This window comes from Deltaproteobacteria bacterium (assembly GCA_020845775.1).
Lineage (GTDB): Bacteria > Bdellovibrionota_C > UBA2361 > SZUA-149 > JADLFC01 > JADLFC01.
This window is the reverse complement of sequence record JADLFC010000167.1, coordinates 1-23,256: the sequence shown is the minus strand read 5'-3', so window position 1 is coordinate 23,256 and position 23,256 is coordinate 1. Positions and strand designations below refer to the sequence as shown.

Annotated in this window: 16 protein-coding genes; 13 read left to right on the top strand and 3 right to left on the bottom strand. The window is 46.8% G+C overall.

Translation table 11 applies throughout. From position 1 onward, the window contains the following. The first annotated feature begins 79 nt into the window (after positions 1 to 79). The 8 genes from IT291_10635 to guaA all read left to right on the top strand — a co-directional run bounded on the left by IT291_10635 (position 80) and on the right by guaA (position 9,984). Positions 80 to 1,261 carry a DUF1972 domain-containing protein gene (locus IT291_10635; GenBank protein MCC6221684.1) on the top strand — a complete coding sequence of 394 codons (1,182 nt, stop codon included), beginning with the start codon at positions 80 to 82 and terminating at the stop codon, positions 1,259 to 1,261. Between the two features lie 441 nt (positions 1,262 to 1,702). Further along, a complete protein-coding gene (locus tag IT291_10630) occupies positions 1,703 to 2,143 on the top strand; it encodes an HU family DNA-binding protein (GenBank protein MCC6221683.1) in 441 nt (146 codons plus the stop codon). Between the two features lie 91 nt (positions 2,144 to 2,234). Further along, a complete protein-coding gene (locus IT291_10625) occupies positions 2,235 to 3,608 on the top strand; it encodes a hypothetical protein (GenBank protein ID MCC6221682.1) in 1,374 nt (457 codons plus the stop codon). Between the two features lie 30 nt (positions 3,609 to 3,638). After that, positions 3,639 to 4,154 (top strand): hypothetical protein, encoded by a 516-nt coding sequence (locus IT291_10620; protein MCC6221681.1) that lies wholly within the window; start codon positions 3,639 to 3,641, stop codon positions 4,152 to 4,154. Between the two features lie 203 nt (positions 4,155 to 4,357). Beyond that, on the top strand, positions 4,358 to 5,776 hold the full coding sequence (locus IT291_10615; protein MCC6221680.1) for a hypothetical protein: 1,419 nt from the start codon (positions 4,358 to 4,360) through the stop codon (positions 5,774 to 5,776). A 140-nt stretch (positions 5,777 to 5,916) separates the two neighbouring features. Further along, positions 5,917 to 6,822, top strand: coding sequence for a hypothetical protein (locus IT291_10610; GenBank protein MCC6221679.1), 906 nt, complete (start codon positions 5,917 to 5,919; stop codon positions 6,820 to 6,822). A gap of 51 nt (positions 6,823 to 6,873) precedes the next feature. Next, positions 6,874 to 8,340, top strand: a complete 1,467-nt coding sequence (gene guaB, locus IT291_10605; GenBank protein MCC6221678.1) for an IMP dehydrogenase — start codon at positions 6,874 to 6,876, stop codon at positions 8,338 to 8,340. Positions 8,341 to 8,388: 48 nt separating this feature from the next. Beyond that, positions 8,389 to 9,984, top strand: a complete 1,596-nt coding sequence (guaA, locus tag IT291_10600) for a glutamine-hydrolyzing GMP synthase (GenBank protein MCC6221677.1) — start codon at positions 8,389 to 8,391, stop codon at positions 9,982 to 9,984. An 18-nt stretch (positions 9,985 to 10,002) separates the two neighbouring features. On the opposite strand, the gene IT291_10595 is transcribed toward guaA, so the two are convergent. Then, positions 10,003 to 11,466 carry a glycosyltransferase family 39 protein gene (locus tag IT291_10595; protein MCC6221676.1) on the bottom strand — a complete coding sequence of 488 codons (1,464 nt, stop codon included), beginning with the start codon at positions 11,464 to 11,466 and terminating at the stop codon, positions 10,003 to 10,005. Positions 11,467 to 11,605: 139 nt separating this feature from the next. Here IT291_10595 and IT291_10590 point away from each other — a divergent pair, with 139 nt between their 5' ends. Further along, positions 11,606 to 13,102, top strand: a complete 1,497-nt coding sequence (locus tag IT291_10590) for a lipopolysaccharide biosynthesis protein (protein ID MCC6221675.1) — start codon at positions 11,606 to 11,608, stop codon at positions 13,100 to 13,102. A 128-nt stretch (positions 13,103 to 13,230) separates the two neighbouring features. Then, positions 13,231 to 15,123 (top strand): response regulator, encoded by a 1,893-nt coding sequence (locus IT291_10585; protein ID MCC6221674.1) that lies wholly within the window; start codon positions 13,231 to 13,233, stop codon positions 15,121 to 15,123. Here the strand turns inward: IT291_10585 and IT291_10580 are convergent. After that, the gene (locus IT291_10580; protein MCC6221673.1) at positions 15,106 to 15,414 is read right to left on the bottom strand and encodes a hypothetical protein; all 309 of its coding nucleotides are present in this window, start codon (positions 15,412 to 15,414) and stop codon (positions 15,106 to 15,108) included. The genes IT291_10585 and IT291_10580 overlap by 18 nt on opposite strands. A gap of 238 nt (positions 15,415 to 15,652) precedes the next feature. On the opposite strand from IT291_10580, the gene IT291_10575 reads away from it, so the two are divergent. Together IT291_10575 and IT291_10570 are read left to right on the top strand one after the other, a co-directional pair. Beyond that, the gene (locus IT291_10575; protein MCC6221672.1) at positions 15,653 to 15,934 is read left to right on the top strand and encodes a hypothetical protein; all 282 of its coding nucleotides are present in this window, start codon (positions 15,653 to 15,655) and stop codon (positions 15,932 to 15,934) included. Between the two features lie 122 nt (positions 15,935 to 16,056). Then, a complete protein-coding gene (locus tag IT291_10570; GenBank protein ID MCC6221671.1) occupies positions 16,057 to 19,767 on the top strand; it encodes a hypothetical protein in 3,711 nt (1,236 codons plus the stop codon). A gap of 41 nt (positions 19,768 to 19,808) precedes the next feature. Here IT291_10570 and IT291_10565 read toward each other — a convergent pair whose 3' ends face one another. Further along, positions 19,809 to 20,381: a lytic transglycosylase domain-containing protein gene (locus IT291_10565; GenBank protein ID MCC6221670.1), complete on the bottom strand. Its 573-nt coding sequence runs from the start codon at positions 20,379 to 20,381 to the stop codon at positions 19,809 to 19,811. 563 nt (positions 20,382 to 20,944) lie between these two features. Between IT291_10565 and IT291_10560 the strand changes: the two genes are divergently transcribed. Next, on the top strand, positions 20,945 to 23,256 hold a 2,312-nt coding region (locus IT291_10560), incomplete at its 3' end, for a methyl-accepting chemotaxis protein (protein ID MCC6221669.1).

Here is a 23,256-nt window from a genome sequence, read left to right as displayed (position 1 = left end):
TTTAATGCAGGCTGGCAATTGCCACAATCGCCCGCCTGCATTTTGAGTGCTTATCAGTTACAAATTTTCGGAACGTAAGATGAAGATAGCTATTTGCGGCATTCGCGGAATACCGGCTAGTTATGGCGGGTTTGAGACTTTCGCCGAAGAGCTTTCGGTAAGGCTCGTGGCCAAAGGGCATGAAGTTCTCGTTTATGGCCGTACGCACGTGATTAGTCATAATGAGCCATATTATCGGGGGGTGCGCATTATACTGTTGCCAGCTATACGGCATAAATACTTAGAAACGCCTTTGCACTCGCTATTGTGTTTTATCGATCTGTGTTTTCGTCGTGCGGATGTAGTGCTCGTCTGCAATGCAGCCAATAGTCCTTTTGCTTGGCTTCTTCGCCTTGCGGGACTACCAGTTGCAATTAATGTCGATGGCATAGAGCGCCATCGCGCTAAATGGAATAAACTTGGGAAGCTTTGGTACAAGTTGGGCGAGATTGCTTCCGTTAAGTTCGCTAACCGCCTAATTGCCGATGCTCAAGTAATAGCCGATTACTATGCTGAGCAGTACTCTGTTAAGGCCGAGGTCATACGCTATGGTTACAACGAGTCGTGTTTAGAGCAGGAAATTACCGCTAAATTAGATTTAAGTTGCAGTGCTGTAGCTCCCGCATCCTCTTGCGTTTGGAATAACGAAGTGTGTGGCAGTTTGGGAGTTAGTCCAAACAACTATGTATTATACGTTAGTCGACTAGAGCCGGAAAACAACGCGCACGTAGTGATTGAGGCTTATAATGGGTTGCCGCAGCGCATTAGGGACTCGATACCGCTAGTTGTAGTTGGGGATGCTCCTTATGCTGGATCTTATATTGCGCGTCTAAAGCGCATCGCTGGGCCGGGCGTTCTTTTTGCGGGATATCGCTTTGGCGAAGCATATCGTGCTTTGCAACTTGGTGCGCGTGTATATGTTCAAGCTACAGAAGTTGGCGGTACTCATCCGGCTTTGGTTGAAGCAATGGGATTTGCAAACTGCATAATTGCGAACAAAACGCCTGAAAACGAGGAGGTGTTAGGGGACGCTGGACTTCTTTATGAAAAAAATAGTTCGCTAGCACTGCGGAAGTGTTTAGAAGATGTGTTGATGGACGAGAGCGCGTTAAAAAGGTTTAGAAAGCTAGCTCATGCGCGGGCCAGAACAGAATTCGCTTGGGGTAAAATTGTTAATGAATACGAGGAGTTATTAAGGCTAGTTGCTAATGTTCGCGCGTGAGCTCGAGAGCGTTAGCTGTGCCTTGTGGAGTGGTACTGCAGTTGTTTTTTTTCGTTCTAAGAATCCGCACAGAGATGAGAAGTTGAATTTTATTGTGCAAAAAGATTGATTTTGCTTGTCAACAGCACTTGACCTTGCATAAAAACGAGTTTAGCAACGGGTATAGATTTGTTGTGAGAAGTAATTTGTTTTCCTAATAGAGTTATTAAAAGAGAGAGGTGTCACGTGGCGACAAAAGTGAAGAAAACCGCATCAGCTAAACAAAAAACAGCCGCTACGGCAAAGAAGAAAGTAGTGGTGGTAAAAAAGTCAGTGTCGAAGAAACCTGCCAAGGGATCTGCCAAGAAACCGGTCGTAGCTAAAACTAATAAGGGCAAGGTTGCACCAAAGGCTGCAAAGCCTGCAAAAAAAGCCGCAGCAACAAAGCAGCCAAAGGGGGCTATGAAAAAGGGAGCGGCTGCGAAGGTAGCGTCAAAAGTAGCTAATGGGAAAAAGGAGCCTCAAAAGAAAGTAGAGGCAGCAGCAAAACCAGCTCCGACGAAGTTTATTCCCAAACCACCTACAAAGCCAGTTTTAGTCGTTCCAAAGAACGATGAGACCAAGCAATATACTCAGAGCGAGTTTCTTGACTGCGTTCAGAACTACTGTGGCTTTAACAATCGGCGTCAAACGAAGGAGTTTTATGACGATTTTATGGCTGTGATTCAGAACGGCTTAAAAAGTGGCTATAAAATACCACTTCCTGGCTTAGGCAAACTTCAAGTTCGCAAGACTAAGGCCAGAATGGGTAGGAATCCTGCAACTCAGCAACCGATGATGATACCGGCACGAAAAAAGATCGCCTTTACGGCAAATAAGGCATTGAAAGAAGCGGTGCTATAAGAGCCAGGTTTTGGTTTGAGAAAAATATGGCCTGTCGTACTACTAAGTTTAAACGACGGGCCATTTATGAGATAAAAGGCGGGTATGCTAAGTGCGATTTAAAATTATCTCTCTAGGTATTTCCTTACTGTTATTGTTGTCTGCTTGTAACGGCGCAGGAATTGGGACGACGGCTAAGACCTCTGGCAATAGTTCGACTGGTTCTAATCTAAACTCCGGTAACGGCGATTCTATAGGCTTAGGGGATACTCCGTCGCCAATTCCGGGTGGAGGTGGTCTGAGTGGTGGAGGTGGCGATGATGGTGGCAGTGACAGTGGAGGGGGTTCAGGTACAGGTGGTGGAGGTTCTGGTGGCGGTAGCACTGTTAGGGTTAATGTCAATCCCGGCACATCTGGCGGGGTCACTCGCACGAAAGTAGAGTTTTCTGGTCGCAGTGCTGAGGATGGCTTGGCGACAGTTGAGCTCAGTTTGAGCAATACTACTAGTTTTCAGGTAGTAACGCAGAAAAGCGGAGTAATGCTTGGAACTTTGGAATTGCTTAATCCGAGCAGTGCTTCCTTACAAAGCCTGTTCGAAAACGAGCCGCCATTTTCGGATGGGCTAAATTTATTTGATAACTTAAATGCTCTGCCATATCCGAGCAGGTTGGCTGATGAGCAGCTAATCGACGGCGTTTACACTCAGGTTCTGGTTTTCCTAGATAATGGCGAGGCTATTGCTACTAACTTTGATGCAACTGTCGTTGCGAAAAGCGATGCTAATTTGACGTCAGGAGTGTTGCGAACAAATATCTTCTTGCTTGGCTCCGAGGCACAGAAGGACAGCACGGTAGCAATACTCAATAACGCAATTGATGTTTGGAGGGATGTCTACGCCTCTCGTGGAGTCGAGCTAGATATTGAGATGTTTGACGTGAGTAGCGATAGCGGCATAGTGCCAAGTCCTAGCGTTGGTTCATCGTTAATTGCGGACGCCATTAACAGCAACGGTGCTCAAATCGATGCGCTTAACATTTTCGTAGGTGAGGATATTTCTGAAGATGATAGCACGAGTGTCGTTGCCGGAGGTGATGGAACGCTTGGCGTTTTAGGCGTTGCCGCTGGGCGGCCTGGTTCGGCGATTGTTGCTAGTACGAGCTATGTAGCAATTAGCCTCTTGATGCACCAAGGAGGCGATGGCTCGTTTAGTAATGAGGAAGTGGTTGTGCTGGGAGAAACGCTTGCGCATGAAGGGGGGCATTATTTGGGCTTAATGCACCCTGTAGAGATAGTGTCCGAGGATTTTGAATTTGTCGAAGGGGATAGATTAACTGATACTGCTACTTGTGATTCTATTGCGACATGTCGAGGCAGCGGGCTTGTTTCGAATAACATGTTTCCTACGCCTGTTACTGGAGTTGGCAGTCAGCAGGATCTAAGCGCGCAGCAGGGTGGGGTGATTAACTTGCAAGCCATAGTGGACTAAGATTTCTAGGTAAGTTTTTGGATTAGTGTTATGAGCAGAATAGTAAGAGTTGCGATAGTGTATGCGATTGTGCCGCTTCTAATGTTAAGCGTGGCATGTTTAAGGATTGCCCATAGTGATGATGACAAGGTCGAAAAGATAGCTCTCGTTCTTGGGATGCGGCACATGACGGCAACTGTACAAGATTTGGAGCGGATGGCCGGAGGTGAAGATGAGCTAGTGAAGATATTCCTCGAGCTAAGGAAGCTTGAAAACCGGCCGTTTGTTGGCGTTCGAGCCGAGAAATTTCTACTTGGTTATGCCGATAAAGATGCAGTTCAAACGGCTCTTATAGCCGACATGGAGTCGAAAGAGTGGGCTGGTCACGCGAGGTTAATTGCAAAAAATATCGATGTCGTTAAGAACACAGCCGCAAGGCGTCGCCTTGCTCTTGGTGCCGTTTCTCGCGCCAAAAAAGATCCCGAATTTATCCCCCACGCACGCGGCCTTATTAAGAGCTCTGATGTCGAAATCAGTAAACTTGCCCGAGAATCATTTTCTCAATAGTTTTGTCGAATATCCGCCGTGGATAGTGCATTTTTGAGCGCATTGTGTTAGTATTTTGCTCGGTTGTTCGCAATTTGCTTCGTCTGGTGTTCTTTTTGTTGTTCTCGGATTATATACTGACATTTAAATTTGTTGTTTGGGGCGACTATTGCCGGTTAGATCTTTTTTAAAGGACTGGCAGCTCGGCCCGGGTGCGATTGCCAATGTTTAACTCGTATAGGACAGTTTTGATATTATTTCTCGCCGCCTTGCTAGGCGTGTGTTTTGTTTTCGTTGGGATTCCTTCGTCTGAACAATATCAAATTCTCGATCCTTTAGGGGCCTTTGTAAGAGAGGAGACTGCCAAGGTCGCTATTTCTCCTGACACGTCAGAAAAGGGGAGCGAAGCGGGGGGAGTGTATCGGCGAGTTGGACGTATACTTAAAAATCCAGCGGTAGAGCAGGCTGGTCGCATTATCCTAATAGGCGCGGCATTGGAAGAGGGAAGTGCGGAGTCGCTTTCATTGCTAAAGCCCGCGGTACTTAAGGAGCTCCCTGACTATGAGCGAACGATCTGGCCTGCAGTAAGAAAGCACTCTTTGGATATAATCGTCCGCAAATTGACCGAAGACGATTGGAACAACTGGCTTGAGCTGCGGCAGGGATTTAGTACGCGCCTTTCTCCGGCTGAAGCTTATTTGGAAAAGATTTACCTAAACAACAAAGAATTAGCGCTATATTTGGACACTGCTGTTATTTTGCTTAGCAATATGCAGAGGCGAATATCGGCTGGACATCGCTTTGATTTGGAGGCCGAGATTAAGAGTCTTGTGGAGAACGCGCCGAGACTCCTGGGTAAGAAGAAGAGGTTGGACGAGTCATTTGCTACACTAGTAGACTCTTCAGTGACAAGCGACGCCTTTTTCTTGGAGCTGATCGAAAGAAAAAGAGCTGTTTTTGTGGCAACCCTACTAAAACGCCAACCTTATAATGCCGCAGATAATTTGCTACATGTTGCAAGCCTTGCTCCAAAGTATTGTGGCGACGAAGTGTTGCTAGGCATTGCTGACTTCCTCCTAAATATTGCCACAGGTGTTGGAAAGGAGGTGCGTTTTAATTTTCTAAAGCAAGAGGTGACTTCGAGGATCATCCAGACGTTTTCCGCAACGAATGACCGAGTTAAGCGCGCCCTCGCTCAGGCTTATCTGATGGGAGCAATTGATGCCTTGGAAGACGGTGTTCCTAGCTATGCTTTAGATTTTTTTCGCGAAGCCATTACGCAAGACCCATATGTAAGCGGACGCGAAGCTATTCGCTCTCTCTTAATTGAGCGATTCCCCGAAACAGTGACAGGAGTGCTGATTTCGGCCAAGGAGCGTTCGCTATTAGCTATAAACACAACTGCCTTCGATGCAGAGGATTCCGAGCCGGAAGAGGATAGTTCTGGAGTATTCGGCTGGCTCGTACTGCTGGTTTTGGCCGTAGGTGGTGGATATGGCATCGTGGCAGCTAAGAGGACTTTTAATAGTCTCGCTGCCCAGCTTGACCAACCTGTTCAACAATGGACACGAGAGGAGAATAAAACTCTTAGGCCAAAATTCGGCATTCCAAAAGACGACCTAAAGGAAGTGCTGGGACACTGAGCGGCGCCAATTCGCAAATGGCGACTTCTCGATAGAGCTCTAACCATATGTAATTATTAAAGAAATAATTTAACCCAAAAGATTATTGAGGGAACTGCCGTATTTATTGCTATGGATCGGATCTGTCATGGAGTTTCTGCATGTCCTTTATTAACAAGATTAGTGGCGGTGTATTAGTCGAGCTAGCCAAGAGCTCTGGCCAAAAAGCTAGCTCGGCCAAGTCTTCAATAAATGGCCGAGGCTTAGGTGCTACATCTGATAGGGACAATGTCGATTTGGCATCCGGTTTGCGAATTGGTGCCGAGGCTTTTGCGCGCTCTTATGTTAGGTTCAATGAGGCAATTGGCCTTGTGCGCACCAGCAAGAATTTACTTTCCGAACTAGAGGATATTACGCACGACCTTTTAGATCTATCCGAAGAATCGGCCGCATCGGATGCAACCCAAGCAGATCGCAATAGTCTGAATTTGCGATATCAAGGCCTTGTGCGCGACGCCAGAGCGGTTATCGAGCTAGCAGACGGGGAAACGTACGATGCTTTTAGCAAAAGCGACATTTCCGAAGTGTTAAAAGACGCTGGCGTCGACCTCAATGCCGCCACCGCATTATCGCTTTCGCTTGATCGCAGCGGAGGTGCCGATGGAATACTGGGCGTCGAATACATAGACGTCGAGCCATTAGCGGAAGCGGTAGAAGGCGAGGTTGCCTTGCAAGACGTAAGCAGCAGAGACCCGCTCAATAGCGATATTAAGACGCGAACAACCGCCTTGCTTGCAGTTCAATCGCTTAGTGCTTACATGGCAGAGTTAGAAAACGACCTAGAAGCCATGAGTTTTGTCGAACGCGAAATTCAAGCCACTATTAATTTTAGCCTTGCTTCGACAAGTATATTTGAGTCCAGTAGCTCGAGAATTGATAGCTTTCCCGATGCCGAAAAACTCGCTCAGGATATAGTAAAGCGAATTAGAAACGCAACTAATGACCCTTCTCTCGCTGCTCATAGTGACTTGGATACTATTCTTGTCCAAGAAATACTGGATTCTTAAAGCCAGTAAGGCTATAATTAGCACCCAACCGATTATATTAGGATTATATATATGCTAGATGACAATACGCCTTTAGCGTTGACATTTGACGATGTTCTCCTCAAGCCAGCCTATTCAGAGCTACTTCCAAAGGATACGGACATACGCACCAAGCTAACAGTTTCCCTGGATCTACATATCCCAATACTGAGTGCCGCCATGGACACTGTTACTGAGTCTCGGCTTGCGATAGCTCTTGCTCAGGAAGGAGGATTGGGCATCGTTCACAAAAACATGACTCCTGCCGAACAAGCTAGGGAAGTGATGTTAGTTAAGAAGTCCGAAAGCGGAATGATAACCTCTCCAGTAACGGTTCGTCCGGAGCAGCAAATAGGTCAGGCCCTAGAATACATGTCAGAGTTTAGAATATCTGGCTTGCCAGTCACCCGCGAAGATGGCTCCGTAGTCGGAATTGTAACCAATCGCGATCTTAGGTTTGAAACAAATTATTCCAGGCCCATTAGTGAGGTAATGACAAAAGATAACCTCGTTACAGTCCCGCCGGGAACAGTTTTAGAAGATGCCAAGGCACTGTTGCACAAGCACCGCATTGAGAAGCTCTTGGTCGTGGATGAAAAGGGGATTTTGCATGGGCTAATTACAATTAAAGATATAGAGAAAACTAGGAGATATCCTCACGCCTGCAAGGATAAGTTCGGACGCCTATGTGTCGGTGCGGCCGTAGGTGTTTCTTCGGATTTAAAAGAGCGCCTAGAGCGTTTAGTAGCGGCCGGGGTGGATGTCATAGCAGTAGACAGTGCACACGGGCATTCTAAAGGCGTGCTCGACGCAATAAGGTACATCAAAGCCCAATTTAGCGAACTTCAGGTAATCGGTGGGAATGTTGCTACGGCCGAAGGCGCTAAAGCCTTGATTAGCGCTGGAGCACAGGCAGTGAAAGTTGGCATAGGCCCTGGTTCTATATGCACGACGAGAATTATTTCTGGCGTAGGGGTGCCGCAGATTACGGCCATTGCCGAAGTAGCCAAGGCATTGCGCGGAACTCAAGCAACGGTAATTGCGGATGGGGGAATCAAATACTCTGGCGATCTAGTAAAGGCGATAGCTGCTGGGGCTGATAGCGTTATGGTTGGTTCGCTCTTTGCTGGAACTGAAGAATCGCCTGGAAAAACAGTGCTTTACCAAGGGCGAAGCTATAAATTGTATAGGGGTATGGGATCGCTCGGTGCCATGAGATGTGGCTCAAGGGATCGCTATATGCAGGAAGCCGAGGCGGATCCGGCCAAGTTAGTGCCGGAAGGCATCGAGGGAAGAGTTCCGTTCAAAGGGTCTTTAGCCTCATCCGTCTATCAGCTAGTGGGCGGGCTGAGGGCAGGAATGGGATACTGTGGTATGCGAACGATTGCCGAGTTGAAGGAAAAATCGGAATTTTTACGCATCACGCCCTCTGGCTTAGGCGAGAGTCATGTGCACGATGTCTTTATTACAGAAGAGGCTCCAAACTATAGCGTGCGCTAGGAAGCGATGTACAAAGGTCTAGGTAGGTAGATAAGAGGAATTCCTTTAGTGAAGGCTCAATTATTAATTCTCGATTTCGGTTCGCAGTATACCCAGCTCATTGCAAGGACAGTTAGGGAACTTGGTGTTTATTGTGAGATTGTTCCGGGCAATACTCCCGGTCAAGAATTGCTCGGACGACATCCAAGTGCTCTGATACTTTCCGGTGGACCGGCATCCGTAAATTCTAAATGCGCTCCCAAAATAGACGAAGTTTTATTGCATGCCGGTATTCCGGTGTTTGGAATTTGTTATGGCATGCAGCTAATCGCAACTGTTCTGGGTGGAAGGGTAGGTGGTTGGGGAGATGAAGATTCATCGGCTACTGCTGATGCCGAAAGTGCGCAAAATTGCGTTTCGCCACAGGAGAGGGAGTTTGGCCCATCTTTGGTTAAGTTTAACCGCTTACAGGCTCCATTTTTGTTTGACGTATCGCGAGAGCATTCAGTATGGATGAGTCACGGTGACAAGGTGTTGGAAATGCCGCGTGGCTTTGAAATACTTGCCTCGTCTAAAGGATCCCCAATTGCCGCATTTGGAAACATTGCAAAAAAGATATACGGCGTGCAGTTTCATCCCGAAGTTCATCACACTCCTATTGGCAAGGACATTATTAAGTCGTTCCTGTTTGACATTGCTGAGCTTAGACAGGACTGGAATCCTGTGTGTTTCGCCACGGAAGTAATAAGCGCCATTAAGGAAAAAGTGCCGTCGGGCAGAGTTATATGCGCCCTTAGTGGTGGTGTCGATTCCACTGTCGCGGCACTCCTGGTGCATAGGGCGATAGGTGAGAGGTTAGTTTGTGTATTTGTAGATAACGGCTTATTGCGCGAGGGCGAGCGCGAAGTTATAGAGCGCTCGCTAAAAAGTTTAGAACTCAATGTTTGCGTTGTAGACGCAGCAAAGCGATTTTTAGGCGAATTAAGGGGCATAAGCAATCCCGAGGAAAAGCGAAAAATCATAGGTAGGATATTTATTGAGATTTTCGAGGAGAAGGCGGCTTTGCTTTCCGATGTTCAATATCTAGTGCAGGGAACCTTGTACCCGGATGTCATTGAAAGTATCTCTGTAGTCGGCCAATCGCACACTATTAAGAGCCATCACAATGTTGGTGGTTTGATCGATAACATGAAATTAGGTCTAATTGAGCCGCTGCGCGAGCTTTTTAAGGATGAGGTTAGGGCTGTGGGTAGAGGCTTGGGTATTTCTGAGGAGTTTATTATTAGGCAACCATTTCCCGGGCCTGGGCTTGCTATTCGCTGTCTTGGTGAGGTTACGGAAGAGCGCTTGGCGATTCTTCGCAAGGCAGATTTTATTTTGCGCGAGGAGGTTCATGTTTTAGGCCTCGAAGAGGTGCTATGGCAGGTTTTTGCGGTATTGCTTCCGGTTTATAGCGTGGGCGTGATGGGAGATGCGAGGACGTATGAACAAGCCGTTGCAATTCGCGCAGTAACTTCTAGGGACGGCATGACTGCCGATTGGTATATGCTTCCCGAAGAAGCATTGAGGCGGATTTCAGCCCGCATCATCAACGAGACTAGCGGGGTTAATCGCGTCGTTCTAGACATATCCACTAAACCGCCCGCGACTATAGAGTGGGAGTGATGCGCTACTTACTTGCGATTACTCTTGCCGTTGTGGGGGGACGAGGTGATAAAGCGCGATAGTGTTTTCTAGAGGAAAAAAATATTGTTTGGCAATACTAAAATTCTTAGCCTTCCACCAAGCTAAAGCACTTGGTTTCCCGCCACTTTCGATTAACCAAATGGCTTGATTTGCGAGCTCTGGATGTGCTTCAGAAAATTCTTTATTGCTTAGGTCGTCGGCATTAACGCCCATCACCTCAAAACCGCTCGGCAGGTAGTAGCGCATTAGGTTCTTAGCGTAATGCGGATTGACTATGGCAATTTTGCTACTGTCTGTAGCTTGGGCAATTGTTTTAGCAGCGTCCTTCCACTGGGTGTTCCCAAAATCGTCGCTTTCATGATGAGCTACTAATGCAAGCACGATTAGCCCGAGGGCGGAAATATTTAGGACGCTGTTTAGTGTGGAGTGGACTTTAAGAGTTGGACTAAGGGCCAGTGCGCCAAAGAGAAAGGGAAAGATTACGATGAGATATCTTTCGCTAAGCATGGGTGCAAATAGACTTAATGCTAATGCTATCAGAGCTGGCAAGATGGAGGCTGAAAGAAACAGTGCGAGATGATTCTTGTATTCGCGGTAAATTGTTCTATATGCGCCAACTAAGGCGAAACCAAAGATAAGGCTAAATGCAAGCAGAAGACCTAAATTGCTCATTATCGTCCCTACGATATGGGTCTTGTCCTCAAGTCTAAGCGGCATGAGAGCGTAGCCTGCAAAAAAGCGGAAAAAAGCATAGGGAATTACGCTAAATGTAAATTGGCGAAATGACTGTCCACCGCTCATTGCTAGATTTGCCACGACCCTAATCCATGGCAAAAAGCCTAAGGCGATAAGGCATAATATGGCAAACCATTTGCAAAGAAATTTCTTAGAATGCCTGCCGCTAAATGCCGCACCTAATGCCAGGCTAAAAAGAAAAATCGCATAATAGTAATGGGTGTACATACCAGAAACGCCGATTGCTGCTAGCCACAAACTTTTGCTTAAAGTTAGGCGATTTTGGAGGAGGTCAAGCGTTAGTAAATACGTAAGCAGCGCGAGAAAGACGAGTAAGGTATACATGCGGCCTTCCTGCGCATAATAGATTGCAAAAGCCGAGTTTGAATAAAGCAGCGCCGCGTTTCGACCAATGCGGCAAGTAAATTGGCGTGCAAAGACTAGATAGACTAAGGCGATATTAGCTGTGTCAATTATGGCAGAGAATAGGCGCAAAAAAAATTCCGTCACCGGCACTAAAGCGAACCATAAGTGTAGAATCGCATAGTACAGCGGTGGTGTGTGGCTATCAAATCCGCGACCTGAAAAAATCCTTTGAATGGAGAGAGATGATACCTCCATGCTCGTCATTTCGTCTAGCCAAAGACTGCGAGAGTCAATATGTGCCAGGCGAAGACCAAGTCCAATGGCCATAATCAGCAGTATGTAGTAGATGCGGAAGAACATTTGTTTATAACTTTGGCTAAGTCTGGTATATTCACTCACTATGGCGCAAATGGCCACACTACTCAAAGTACTTTTAATAACATATAGGGCCCAGTAGCTTAAAAAGTCACATAGGGCATGCCGAAAATATCGCGAACAATTGAAAAACACGCCAGATAATATCAATAGTCCATTAGCGGTCGAAGCTCGCAATGCCCTCTGGATTCTAGCCTCCTCGACTTTTGTGTGGCAGGTAATTTCTTGGGGATTAACCATTTTGACGCTTCGCGTGCTTGAGCCCTCGGACTATGGGGTGATGGCTTTGGCGGAGACATTGGTTCCTTACCTTACAATGGCAGCCTCCTTTGACCTCATGACTTGGATAATTCAGGAGGCACATTTTGATAAAGCTAAGGAAAGGCAAATGTTTTCTCTTAATATGTTATTGGGAGCTAGCCTATCCATTATTGCGGCCGTGTTAGCCCCGCTGATGGCGTCTTTTTATAATTCGGAGGAGTTAGAGGCGCCGCTTCTAGCGATCGCTGGTACCTTTGTGATTCGAAGTGCTGCCGTAGTGCCCGATGCTATGCTGCGGCGCGAATTGAAATTTGGATCCATAGCAACTATGAATTTTTGCGTCGGAGTGAGTAGGGGAGTTTTGCAGTATGTGTTGGCAGTATTTGGTCTGGGGTACTGGGCTCTAGTGATTGGATTTGTATACCGCGACATCGTATCGTCAGTCTGGTTGCTGTGCCTTAGAGGCTTGCCGCGTGGCTTTGCTTGGAATGGCGAGCTATATAAGAAAGCTCTTAAATTTGGCTTGCCATCCACTGTCGCAACACTGTGTTGGATCGTGTTTTCGTCTATCGATAATGTCTTGGTAGGGCGGCTCCTTGGCGCTGAGGTTTTAGGGTATTACGCCATGGCTTTTTACTTTTCCGACTTGCCTCTATCGAAAATTAATTCCGTATTGCGACCTGTCTTAATACCGTATTATAGCAAGTTAAAGAGCGACAGTGAGGCACTAAAATCGGCTTTTTTACGCAGCGTTGAGGGCGTTTTAGCAGTGGCGTTGCCATTTATTGCGGGGCTAGGAGTAATAGCGGAGGAAGCAGTGGAACCTTTACTAGGCGAGAGATGGCGGCTAATGATTACGCCACTTGAAGTTATGGCGGCTATAGGCTTAATGCGCGCGCTCATGAATAATGCAACTCCACTCTTTCTTGCTCTTGGGAAGCCGAGATATGAGCTTCAATGCAATTTAGCTGGAGCTCTAGTTTTGCCGCCAGCTTTCTATGTGGCAGGAAGCTTTTTTGGACTAAATGGCTTTTATGCCTGTTGGCTAATTATCATGCCATTTTTGTCCTTATTGATTTTAAAATACCTGAAGACAGCTATTAAAATAACTTCATTGGAGTATTTTAGGGCTATTTTACCGGCGCTGAGTGGGGTTTTAGTTATGGTTTTTGTAACTTCCTTGTTTTCTGCGCTCTGTGCTAGAAGTATCGGGCCGCTCGGGGTGGCTGTTGGAAAAATACTCCTGGGCTCGGTTAGCTACTTCTTAGTATTATGGATTTTTTATCGACGCGATTTGTTAAACTTAGTTGTTTCCTTAGGTGTTTCTAGTAGATTGACCACAGCTAACGCGGTTTCCTAGGGTGGTATTATTATCTATTATTTGGCAACAGCTAAGAAAATTAAGCATCTAATAGCTAGATAAACTGTCGTTATGTTCTATCGTTGTTCGGTAAGTGAAAAAGCTCGCATGTATTTGAATTTGGAGAAGTGAAGATAAACACAAGGACTGTCGTACCAGCGGCTACTAGCATTCTCGTAGGAAGCGTACCTATGCTTTTGATGTTATCTGGCATAGCGGAGCCTTCTTTGTACTTTTATATAATTTCAGCGCTTAACTTCATTGCCTGGACGTCGTTGTGTGCGTTGTTTCTTTCGCGCAAAAAAATGCTTTCTGCAGTTGATTCGGCGGTGTGTAATTTAGGCTTGCCAATAGTTCAGGGAGATTTGGAAGAGAAGCTTGGGAGTTTTCTCTATGAGTCGACAAGGCTTTACAAGGCCTCATACGCTTTTAATAAGCCGGGTAACGTTTCGGCGAACGATCTAGGTTTGAATCTGCGGCGAATCGTTGAATTAGCTTACCAGCAGGTCGATGCTCAAGCGGTGGAACTGGCGCTTTACAATCAATCTACGCAACAATGGTCTCAGGCCTTGGTATTGGGGCGCCCAATGTCCCTAGCTTCTCAGTCAATGTTGCTCGATGCCTCCAATGAGGAAAATGTCGTTTCTTCTCGTGGTCTAAAATCTCGCGTCATAGCGCAGCCGCTATCATTTGCTGGGCAGGTTTTTGGCGCACTGCGCGTCGAATTTCTACCCGGGGTTGAACCAAGCAAGACAGATATCGAGGTAGTATTTTTGCTAGCTAGGCAGGGCGCCTTAATGCTCGTAGATGCTCAGTTTACTGAACAACTACTACACATGACCAAGGTTAGCGAAGAGTCTGTTCGTGCAAAGACTGGGTTTTTGGCAAATTTGAGTCACGAAATTCGCGGGCCATTGGGAATTATTTTAAATGGCGTAGAGCTCATTCTCGATGGCCTTTGTGGCCCGATTACTGAATCTCAGCGAGATACTTGCCAGATGATTAAATCGAGCGGGGACCATCTAGTCGAGTTAGTAACGGATGTTTTGGACTACGCCAAGGTAGAAGCTGGTAAGGTTACTGCGAAGCCAGTAGTAGTCGATGTCGGGGCGCTGCTCTCGGACTTGACCAATGTGGTAAGAAGTCAGGCGAGCGAGAAGGGGCACAAGTTGGTATTGGAAAAAGTCGATAGTGGTTTAGCAATGCTTTGCGACAAACGACATGCCCGGCAGATGATTATTAATTTCTTAACCAATGCCATTAAATATACGCCCAATGATGGAACTATAACTGTTTGGGCCGAGCGAGTTCCGGGTCATCGCGTCAAGTTGAGTGTTCGAGATACCGGCGTGGGCATTTCAGAGGAGGATAGGGCCAAAGTTTTTAGTGCGTTTGAACGAGTGGAAAATGAATACTCCAAGGCTCAAGTTGGCACTGGCTTAGGTATGCCGCTTACAAAAAAACTTGCTGAAGTAAACGAGGGTACGGCTGATTTCATTTCCGAGTCAGGTAAAGGCTCTACTTTTTGGATAGTGATGCCAGCTGCAGAAATAGACTCCCATAAAACCAATATTGGAGGCGAGCAGACTGCATCTGCCGGGATCCCAGTCTCCTGCGGGCATGGCGAAAAGCTTCTCGTCGTGGAGGGCAATAGCGATACGCAACAAATGCTCGAAAGGTACCTCGTCCACCAAGGCTTTTCCGTGGTCAGGGCTCAGTCTGGTGCGGAGGTTATAAGTGTCCTGCGCTCTAATAACATTGAACTTGCCTTAGTTGACAGCGAGATATCGGATACCGGGGGAGAGAATATAATTTCAGTAATAAGATCTGCAGTCAATGGTTCGGCTGTGCCCGTAATACTACTTAGCTCACAGGCATTTGTTTTTGACATCGAGCGCTTTCTAAAACTCGGCGTGGATCGCTGCTTGTCTAAACCTATTGATTTACGCGAAGTAGCAATTGCAGTTAGGCAACTATTAGACGAAAGCAAAACGACGCACGCATCAAGCAGTAATGTCTAAATTCGTCGAAGGGAGAGAAGCTTTCTCGTCATCTTTTTTTTGAGTTTTCTGCTCCTGCTCTTTGCTGTGATCTCCATTATCCCCTGGGCTGTATTTCTCGCTTCCCTTGAGTGCTTCTATTTCCAAGACAAATTCTTGATCCTGGTTTAAATCATCGTTTCTTTCGTTCGCCACCTGGCGAATTTGCTTGGGCGTTTTAATCGCTGGTTGTGGTTCTAGAGGTTTAATATACATGCCCCCTCCTTGCTCAGTATTAATCCAGGCAGATGGCGAAGCGAATAACCACCTCATAAAAGACGGTAAGCACCGCCAATAGTCTGAAACTTAAATCCTTATAACAACTTATATCGTCATAATTAAACTATAACACTAGCGGCATTTGGTGAAGCTGTTTTTAGCGCTATAGCGGTAGTTTGGAAATTCCTATAAAGGAAACTCCACAATAAGTCGATATAATTCATAATAATACCTCGTTTATTTAAGTATAAGGTATTGTATTCGTTGAACAAAAGTGAAACGAGGAGGGTCTTTGAAGGCAGAAACAGCGATCTACTCGGCATTTGAGGATGTCGAGCCAATGGACACCGCAGATTCGGAGCGCAACCTCATGAGAGCTGTGCTGAGAACTGCCATGGAGGACCTAAAAAAAGGCGGAGAACTGCATCGCGATGCCTGTCGATTTTTTCTATCTACCGATGAGGACTACCTTTTTTCCTTTGTCAGTATTTGTAACCACCTCGAAATTTCGCCAGCTAGCATCCTTCGAGCAATTGGCGTAATAGGGCCGTCCTTCGGCCGCATAGCTGCGTAACTCAAGCCTCCATAAATATACCGTCTCCAAAAAGTAAAATATTTGACTTACTTTTTGGAAACGGTATAGCTTTTTTCCCTAATAATAGTTTTTGGAAGGCGGTGTTAGCGTTCGGTATCGGCATGAGGCAATTTGTTCGGCATTTCGCAATCTTAAGTGGCTTTCTTTGTTATATTTTGGCTTTTCCGTCCGTAGGTCTAGCGCAATATATCGTAGCAGTGGACGAGAGCCGCTTGATAGACGACCAAGGATTGGACATATTTGCTAATGGTCTTTCGGAACTGGATACTGGAATCAAGTGTTTGGTGGAGGATTCGGTACCTGGCGAAGAAATGTCGCCAGCTATGTTATCGACGCTACGGCAGGGGCAAGGCCCTTTAAAACTTGATGACGCAGAGTCGAATTTGAATATTTGGCGTCAGATTGATGTTATTGCGATTTCCCCAGGAGAGTTTACTGGGCTTCGTGGCGATGATGAAGTAGTAAGCGAAATTGTTCAGGCTGTTATCGGCGCCAACAAATATCTAAAGACATTAAAGCTCCAAATATATTTGGCCGGCGTGCAAATTTTTCGAGACGATTATTTTGATCCATTTGCCGATGTTTCGTATCGCGGCGATGCCTTCGGGATGCTAAATGTATTGCATAACGAGTGGCAAAATAGAGCGCACCCGGAACACGATTTAAGGGTCGTACTTGGACGCGGCAACTTTCACAGCACTTTCGGCCTCGCCTATGCGGCCTCTTCGTGCGTTGCTAAGGACTATGCTGTATTGTTTGTCTCTCAGGGGGGAGATTTTTCAGGTGCTAAGCTTAGTATCGCATCGACCTTAGCACACGAGGTTGGTCATTTTCTCGGTATGGGGCACGACAACACTTCGCCTGCTTCTCTAATGTGGCCATTTTTTAGAAACAACGCAGATGGCTTTTCTGGCTATTCTATAGCACAGTACGAAAGGCATGCTGGCGTTGGTGCGCCAGGAGGTGAGTGTTTTACTGGAATTTATCCGCCTAACTTTTCAACGAGTGATAGCGCGAGCGAAGGCAATTCGGCGCTTGCTTTTAGCTCTGGCAGTGAGCAGCGGGTGCAAGTTTACGAGGGCGGAGTGCTTAAGTCTAGTTTCCGCGTCGACGCTCACGATGAACTGCCCGGCTTGACGTATGAAGCTTATGGTTTGCCTCCTGGGGCAATGTTCGACCCGCGCACGGCCGAGCTGTTTTACGCCCCCGACTTCTCAGTCGCTAATCGCAAGCAACCAATTGTGAGCTTCCCGGTTTCTATAATTGCTCGCACCTCTTTGGCTGTTAGTGAGCTTACACTCCTTATCGATATCTATGATACTAACCGCAAGCCAAGGATATTGACGACTGCGGCTGTTGCAGATGAACGCAATGAAATAATAGTAGAGCAAGGTCAGGATTTTTACGTAGAGTTTTGGGTTGAAGATGATGATGCTTTGGATCAAGTTAAGTCCTTTCAGCTAATTAACAGGTTCGTGCTAAACGAAATGCCTGGAGCCAGATTTAAAAAGAATGGAAATAGGGGCAGTTTTAAATGGAGTGTCCCAAATGACTATCTAAAACGCCAGCCTCTTAGTTTTAGAGCGGTAGATTCTTCTAAGCTGTTGAGTGAGAAAACATTTTGGCTTGCAGTGGCGCCAAAAAATGCGGCGCCAGCTATTGAGATTAGTTCTGCAATATCCGCAAATGCTAGCGCCGACGTGCTGTATTTTGCTGTAAAAGTTCATGATCCAGAAGGCGCTCCGGTAGTTATAGATATTTCCAATCTACCTAAGGGCTCCATAGTTACATATAACCCTCAAGGTGCGACGGTTCAATACGCCGTGAGCGAAGACAATACAACGTCACTGAGTCAGGAGTTAGTAATCTCGGCATCGGACGGAATGAGGACTAGTTCTCAAAGTTTAAGCGTTTCCTCTCTATTGGCTAGCATAGTGAGTTCAAGCGACGACTTGCGATGGCCGGGCGTAGAAGTGGCGCGCCAAGAAGGAGGTGGTGGTATGGCAAATGTTGGAGGAGGGGGTTTTGTCGATAACCGAATAGCTCTCTACAATTCTCACTCGGGCAGATGGCAAGACGTGGATTGCATGGGAAATGTGGTAGAAGGGCCGCAGTTTGGTGGTTTTTTTGGGGATATTCCATTGCTCTACAAAGACGGCTTGGGGCTAAATAGAGCAGTTTATCGCAATGCTGGAGAATGGTTTATATCTGGAACTGGAAGTGAAGGTGTCTCAACTACTCAGTGGGGACTTGCCGACGATGTCCCTCTCGTTGCAGATTTCGACTCCGACGGAAAAGGCGATTTAGCTGTATTTCGCCCGGGTGATGGTTGGTATATTAAATTTTCGGCTATGCCAGAGCAGCATTTGCAAGATACTTTTCAATTAATTGGCGATAGAAAAGCCTTGCTGCTTCCATTAGTTGGAGATATCGACGGAGATACTTATTCGGACCGGATCATTTTTAAGCGTTCGGCTAATGGCGAGACTTTTTTTTATAGCTGGTTAGCGAATGGCAATAGGCATGCCTTTACCTTAGGTCAAGTGCCATTTGTAGATATGGTAGAGCCGTTGGTCGGTGACTTTGATGGTGATGGGCGAAGTGACCTTGGCATAAAAACAACTTCTGGGCTTCTTAGAATATTCTTCTCTAAAGCGCGCGAAATTAAAGACTTCGTTCGCAGCCCACGTAGTGGAGAGAAGATTGCAATTGGCGATTGCGACGCGAACGGGACAGAGGAGCTAGTATTGCTTAACAAAACTCGCGGAGAGGTGGAAGTTAGAAATTTCGTAGATGGCAGAACAACATCGTTTGCACATGAAGTGCTGGCGGGGGACACGACAGTGTATAGTGCGAGGCTCTTAGGGAGCTACGCTAAGCAGATTATGGTCTATGGCGATAGCGATGGGGACGGACAAACCAATCTGGCTGTCTGGCGGCCGGAATTTAATTTTTCGGCTGGTAAGTGGTTTGAGAAGCGGCGATCCTCGGGCCTCCTTGCACGTGAAATTGGCGATTCGGGAGATTTCGAGGCGCTTTTGCCAAGAGATGGTGGGGCTCACGGGGTATTTGAGAGCATGGCTCTTAAGCTGAGTTTCGGATTTCCCGTTGCAGGTGACTTTTACGGAGACGGCAATAATAGTCCGACGATTTTTTCAAATGGCAGATGGATTTCCAGATTGGCTAATGGCCAAGACTGGCTAGAGGAGCGTTGGGGCCTTAACGGAGACGTTCCGGTTGCTTGTGATTATAATGGCGACGGGATTACGGACTATGCGATTTTTCGTCCAGGTGACGCTAGTTGGTACCTTTTGATACAGAATAAACTTAAGCAGCAGGTTCGAGCGTTGTACTGGGGAGAGCAAGAGGACATTCCAGTTCCAGCTGACTACGATGGCGATGCGGTATGCGATATAGCGGTTTGGCGACCGTCGAGCGGTGAATGGTATATATTATTCGCCGATGGCAGTGTTAAAATTACGTCGTGGGGACAGGAGGGAGATGTTCCCGTTCAAGCCGATTTTGACGGAGATGCGGTGGCCGATATAGCAGTTTGGCGACCCGGAACTGGGCAATGGAACATATTAACTGATGAGGATCCCTTGGTTATAAATTGGGGTCTCTCTACAGACCAACCTGTGCAGGGAGATTTTAACGGCGATGGGCGCCATGATTTGGCAGTCTGGCGACCAGAGAGCGGATTATGGGCTGCTCTTCCCATTTCAAACTTCGGAGAACGTCCTTTTATAGAGCAATTTGGGCTAAATGGCGATTTGCCACTGGGAAGCTGGAAAGGTTTAAGGGTGTATTGAGACTGCCAGTAGCAATACTCGACTAAATCCAGTCAGGCTTATCATGCTTTTCTCTGTAATGCGCGATATCTTTCGAGGAGCGTTAATACTCTCGTCACATACACTTGCGTCTCTCTATAAGGTGGAATTCCCCCATAGCGATCTACCGAATGCTCGCCAGAGTTGTAAGCAGCAAGGATTAGGCGGAGATTCCCGCGGTACCTGTCGCTAAGAACGCGCAAATAACGAACACCGCCGGCAATGTTGTCTTCGACGTTAAAACTATTTGCCACGCCGAAACGCCTGGCGGTTTGTGGCATTAATTGCATTAGTCCCACAGCGCCTTTAGGCGAAACAGCGCGCGGATTAAATGCCGATTCTGCGTGTATTACTGATTTTACCAATGCAGGCTCAAGGTCGTTAGCCTTTGCAGTCTTAACGATGATGTGATCGAATTGGCTCTTGGCTATCGGGCTAGCGCTCCATCCCCGGCGGCCGATGCGACTAAAATGCGCTCGCTTAAATCTATTGGTCGGCAGAACATAGTAAGACGATCCGTTCCTTGGCACACGAGTCGTAAATATTTTTTTGCCATTTGCTCCATGCACGACGTAAATCGGACTAGCAAATGCCATACTTGGCAGGAGAAACAGCAGCAACACAACTGCCGCTAAAAAGCCGACCCTAGCAACTGCTGAACGTTTCATCTTTCTTTGTTTCGTTACCATATCATTCGCTCATAATCGCTCACTAATGATCCCCTAACTTAAGTAACGCCGCATTGCGAGCTAATTAATCTACGAGTTTATTATCTTACTTATTAGATGCATCCAGAAAAGCGCTGTATTCTCTATAGCTGGTGATTTAGCTTAATTCTACTTAGTTCCTAATTACACAAGATATGTCTGTTTTATTATATCAGCCATTGCTGGACTAATGCAAAGCCAGTGATTGTTTGCTTACATCTTTCAATTGCGAGCTACATTGTGCCGAAAGCTATGGATTCTAAAACAAGTGTTAATTCAAACACTTAGGCCGGTAAACTTTTCTGTTAAAGAATTATTTGGCAGATGCCGTGATATAAAAGATAAAACTCGGCGAAGCTGGAAACTAGACAGTCCTTAGTCACATCTAAAATCGAAAGCTTCAGCCATTTGGAAAGCAATTCCGTTCACTATATTTCGGGGGGATTTTTATCATGTTACAGAAACTGTCATTGCGTGCGAGATTAATTCTTGGCTTTTTGCTAGCTGGCATAGTGCCGGTTTTGGTGCTCGCGTTAATCTCATTAAACACGACTAGCAATACAATTAGGCAGGAAACTTTTAATAAGCTAACTGCTATTCGAGAAATTAAGGGCGAACAGATAGAAGACTACTTCGCGACTATACGAAATCAGGTCGCGTCGATGTCTGAGGATCCCGGCATAGTGCAAGCTATGGTTGAGCTTAAGGCGGCGTTCCGAACAGTCGCCAAGGATAATAATATTTCAAATACGTCTGACTTAAGAACAAAATTAGGCACATATTATACAGGCGAATTTTCCAGCGAGTACAGCAAGCAGAATAACGGCAAAACCGCTGATATGATGTCAATCCTAAATAGGCTAGACGATGAGTCGGTATCGCTACAGTACTATTACATTCGCGCAAACCAAAATCCACTTGGGTCAAAACACAAACTCGACCGCGGTAGTGACAACTCGACCTATTCCACTCTCCATGCAAAATATCACCCTGCAATTCGTGGGTTCTTGGAGAAGTTTGGCTATTATGACGTGTTCCTGGTCGATCCGGATACTGGCGATGTGGTGTATACGGTGTTTAAGGAATTAGACTTTACTACATCTCTTATTGATGGGCCATATGCAGAATCAAATCTCGGCAAGGTTTTTCGCGAGGCAAATGGCGCAACTGACTCTAGTTATGTAAAGCTTATAGACTTTGCGCCCTATTTGCCATCGTATGAGGCACCAGCGAGTTTTATCGCCTCGCCCATTTTTGACGGCGATAAGAAAGTTGGGGTGCTTATTTTCCAAATGCCGGTGGATAAGATTAACTCAGTAATGACGAGTAAGGAGCGATGGTCAGAAATCGGCTTGGGTGCTAGCGGGGAGAGCTACCTCGTTGCTCAGGACTATTCGATGAGGAGTAAGTCGCGATTCTTAATCGAAGATTCAGAGGGATACCTTTCCATGATGACAGGTCTAGGCGTTCCTAACGCAACATTGGATAAGATTCGAGCAAAGAACACCTCAATACTTTTTCAGGAGGTAAAGACTAAAGGCACTGAGGCAGCGCTAGGCGGAACTTCAGCCGTTGAGGTATTTCCGGACTATCGCGGAGTTCCAGTGGTAAGCGCCTATCGACCACTAAACATCGAAGATATGAACTGGGTCATTATGTCCGAAATCGACGACGAGGAGGCATTTAGGCCACTTGCTGAATTAAAGTGGCTAGTCGTCTGCGTCCTGGGCGTTGCTGTAGTAGGCATCGGATTATTCGCAGCCTTGAGCGCAAGATCTATTGCGCGGCCGCTCATAGAGGTCATGAATCGGCTAACGACTGGCACTAAGGAGGTAACGCACGCTGCAAATCAGGTAGCTGCAAGTGGGCAGGCGCTGGCACAGGGAGTGTCTGAGCAGGCGGCGTCGTTGGAAGAAACGGCGGCTTCGCTTGAAGAGGTGTCGTCGATGACGAAAAACAATAACCAAAACTCCGATCAAGCGAGTAAACTATCTAGCGAGGTATACGAGCTATCTACGGAAGGGGTTGATGTAATGCAGAGAATGTCCTCGTCCATCGGTGATATTAACGAATCCGCTGACGCGACTGCGGCTATTATCAAAACTATTGACAATATCGCGTTTCAGACAAACCTGCTCGCCTTAAACGCCGCCGTAGAGGCTGCAAGAGCAGGGGATGCTGGAAAGGGATTTGCCGTAGTGGCCGAAGAGGTGCGAAGCCTCGCTCAAAGAAGTGCGGCAGCAGCCAAGGAGACAAGCGATAAAATCAAACGCTCTAAAGACTTAGCCGAGCAAGGCGTAAAAGTGTCAGAGGAAATGGCTAGGGCTCTGGAGAAGATGAAGGAAAGTTCAGTAAAGGCTGCTGACTTAGTAAAGGCAATTTCGGTTGCTAGCGGCGAACAGACTACGGGCATTCAGCAAGTTAACACCGCTGTGACCGAATTGGACAAAGTGACGCAGACCAACGCTGCTTCCGCCGAGGAATCAGCGGCAGCTTCAGAGGAGCTGTTGGCACAAGCCTCTGATATAGACGCCGTGGTCAGAGACCTGTCAGTGATGGTGTATGGCAGTGGGGGCGCCGAACGCATGTCAGAGGAGGAGGACGAGGAGGAAGATAGGGATGAGTGGAGCAATGGTAAGCTCTCAAGAAAATCCCCGGAACCCACAGTGCTGGCTGGAAAGAGCCAGAGAGTCAACGGGAAAGCTCACGGCAAGACCGGAACTAGTAATAAAGCTAGCTCGCGAGCTGTTGAGAGAGAGTTCGG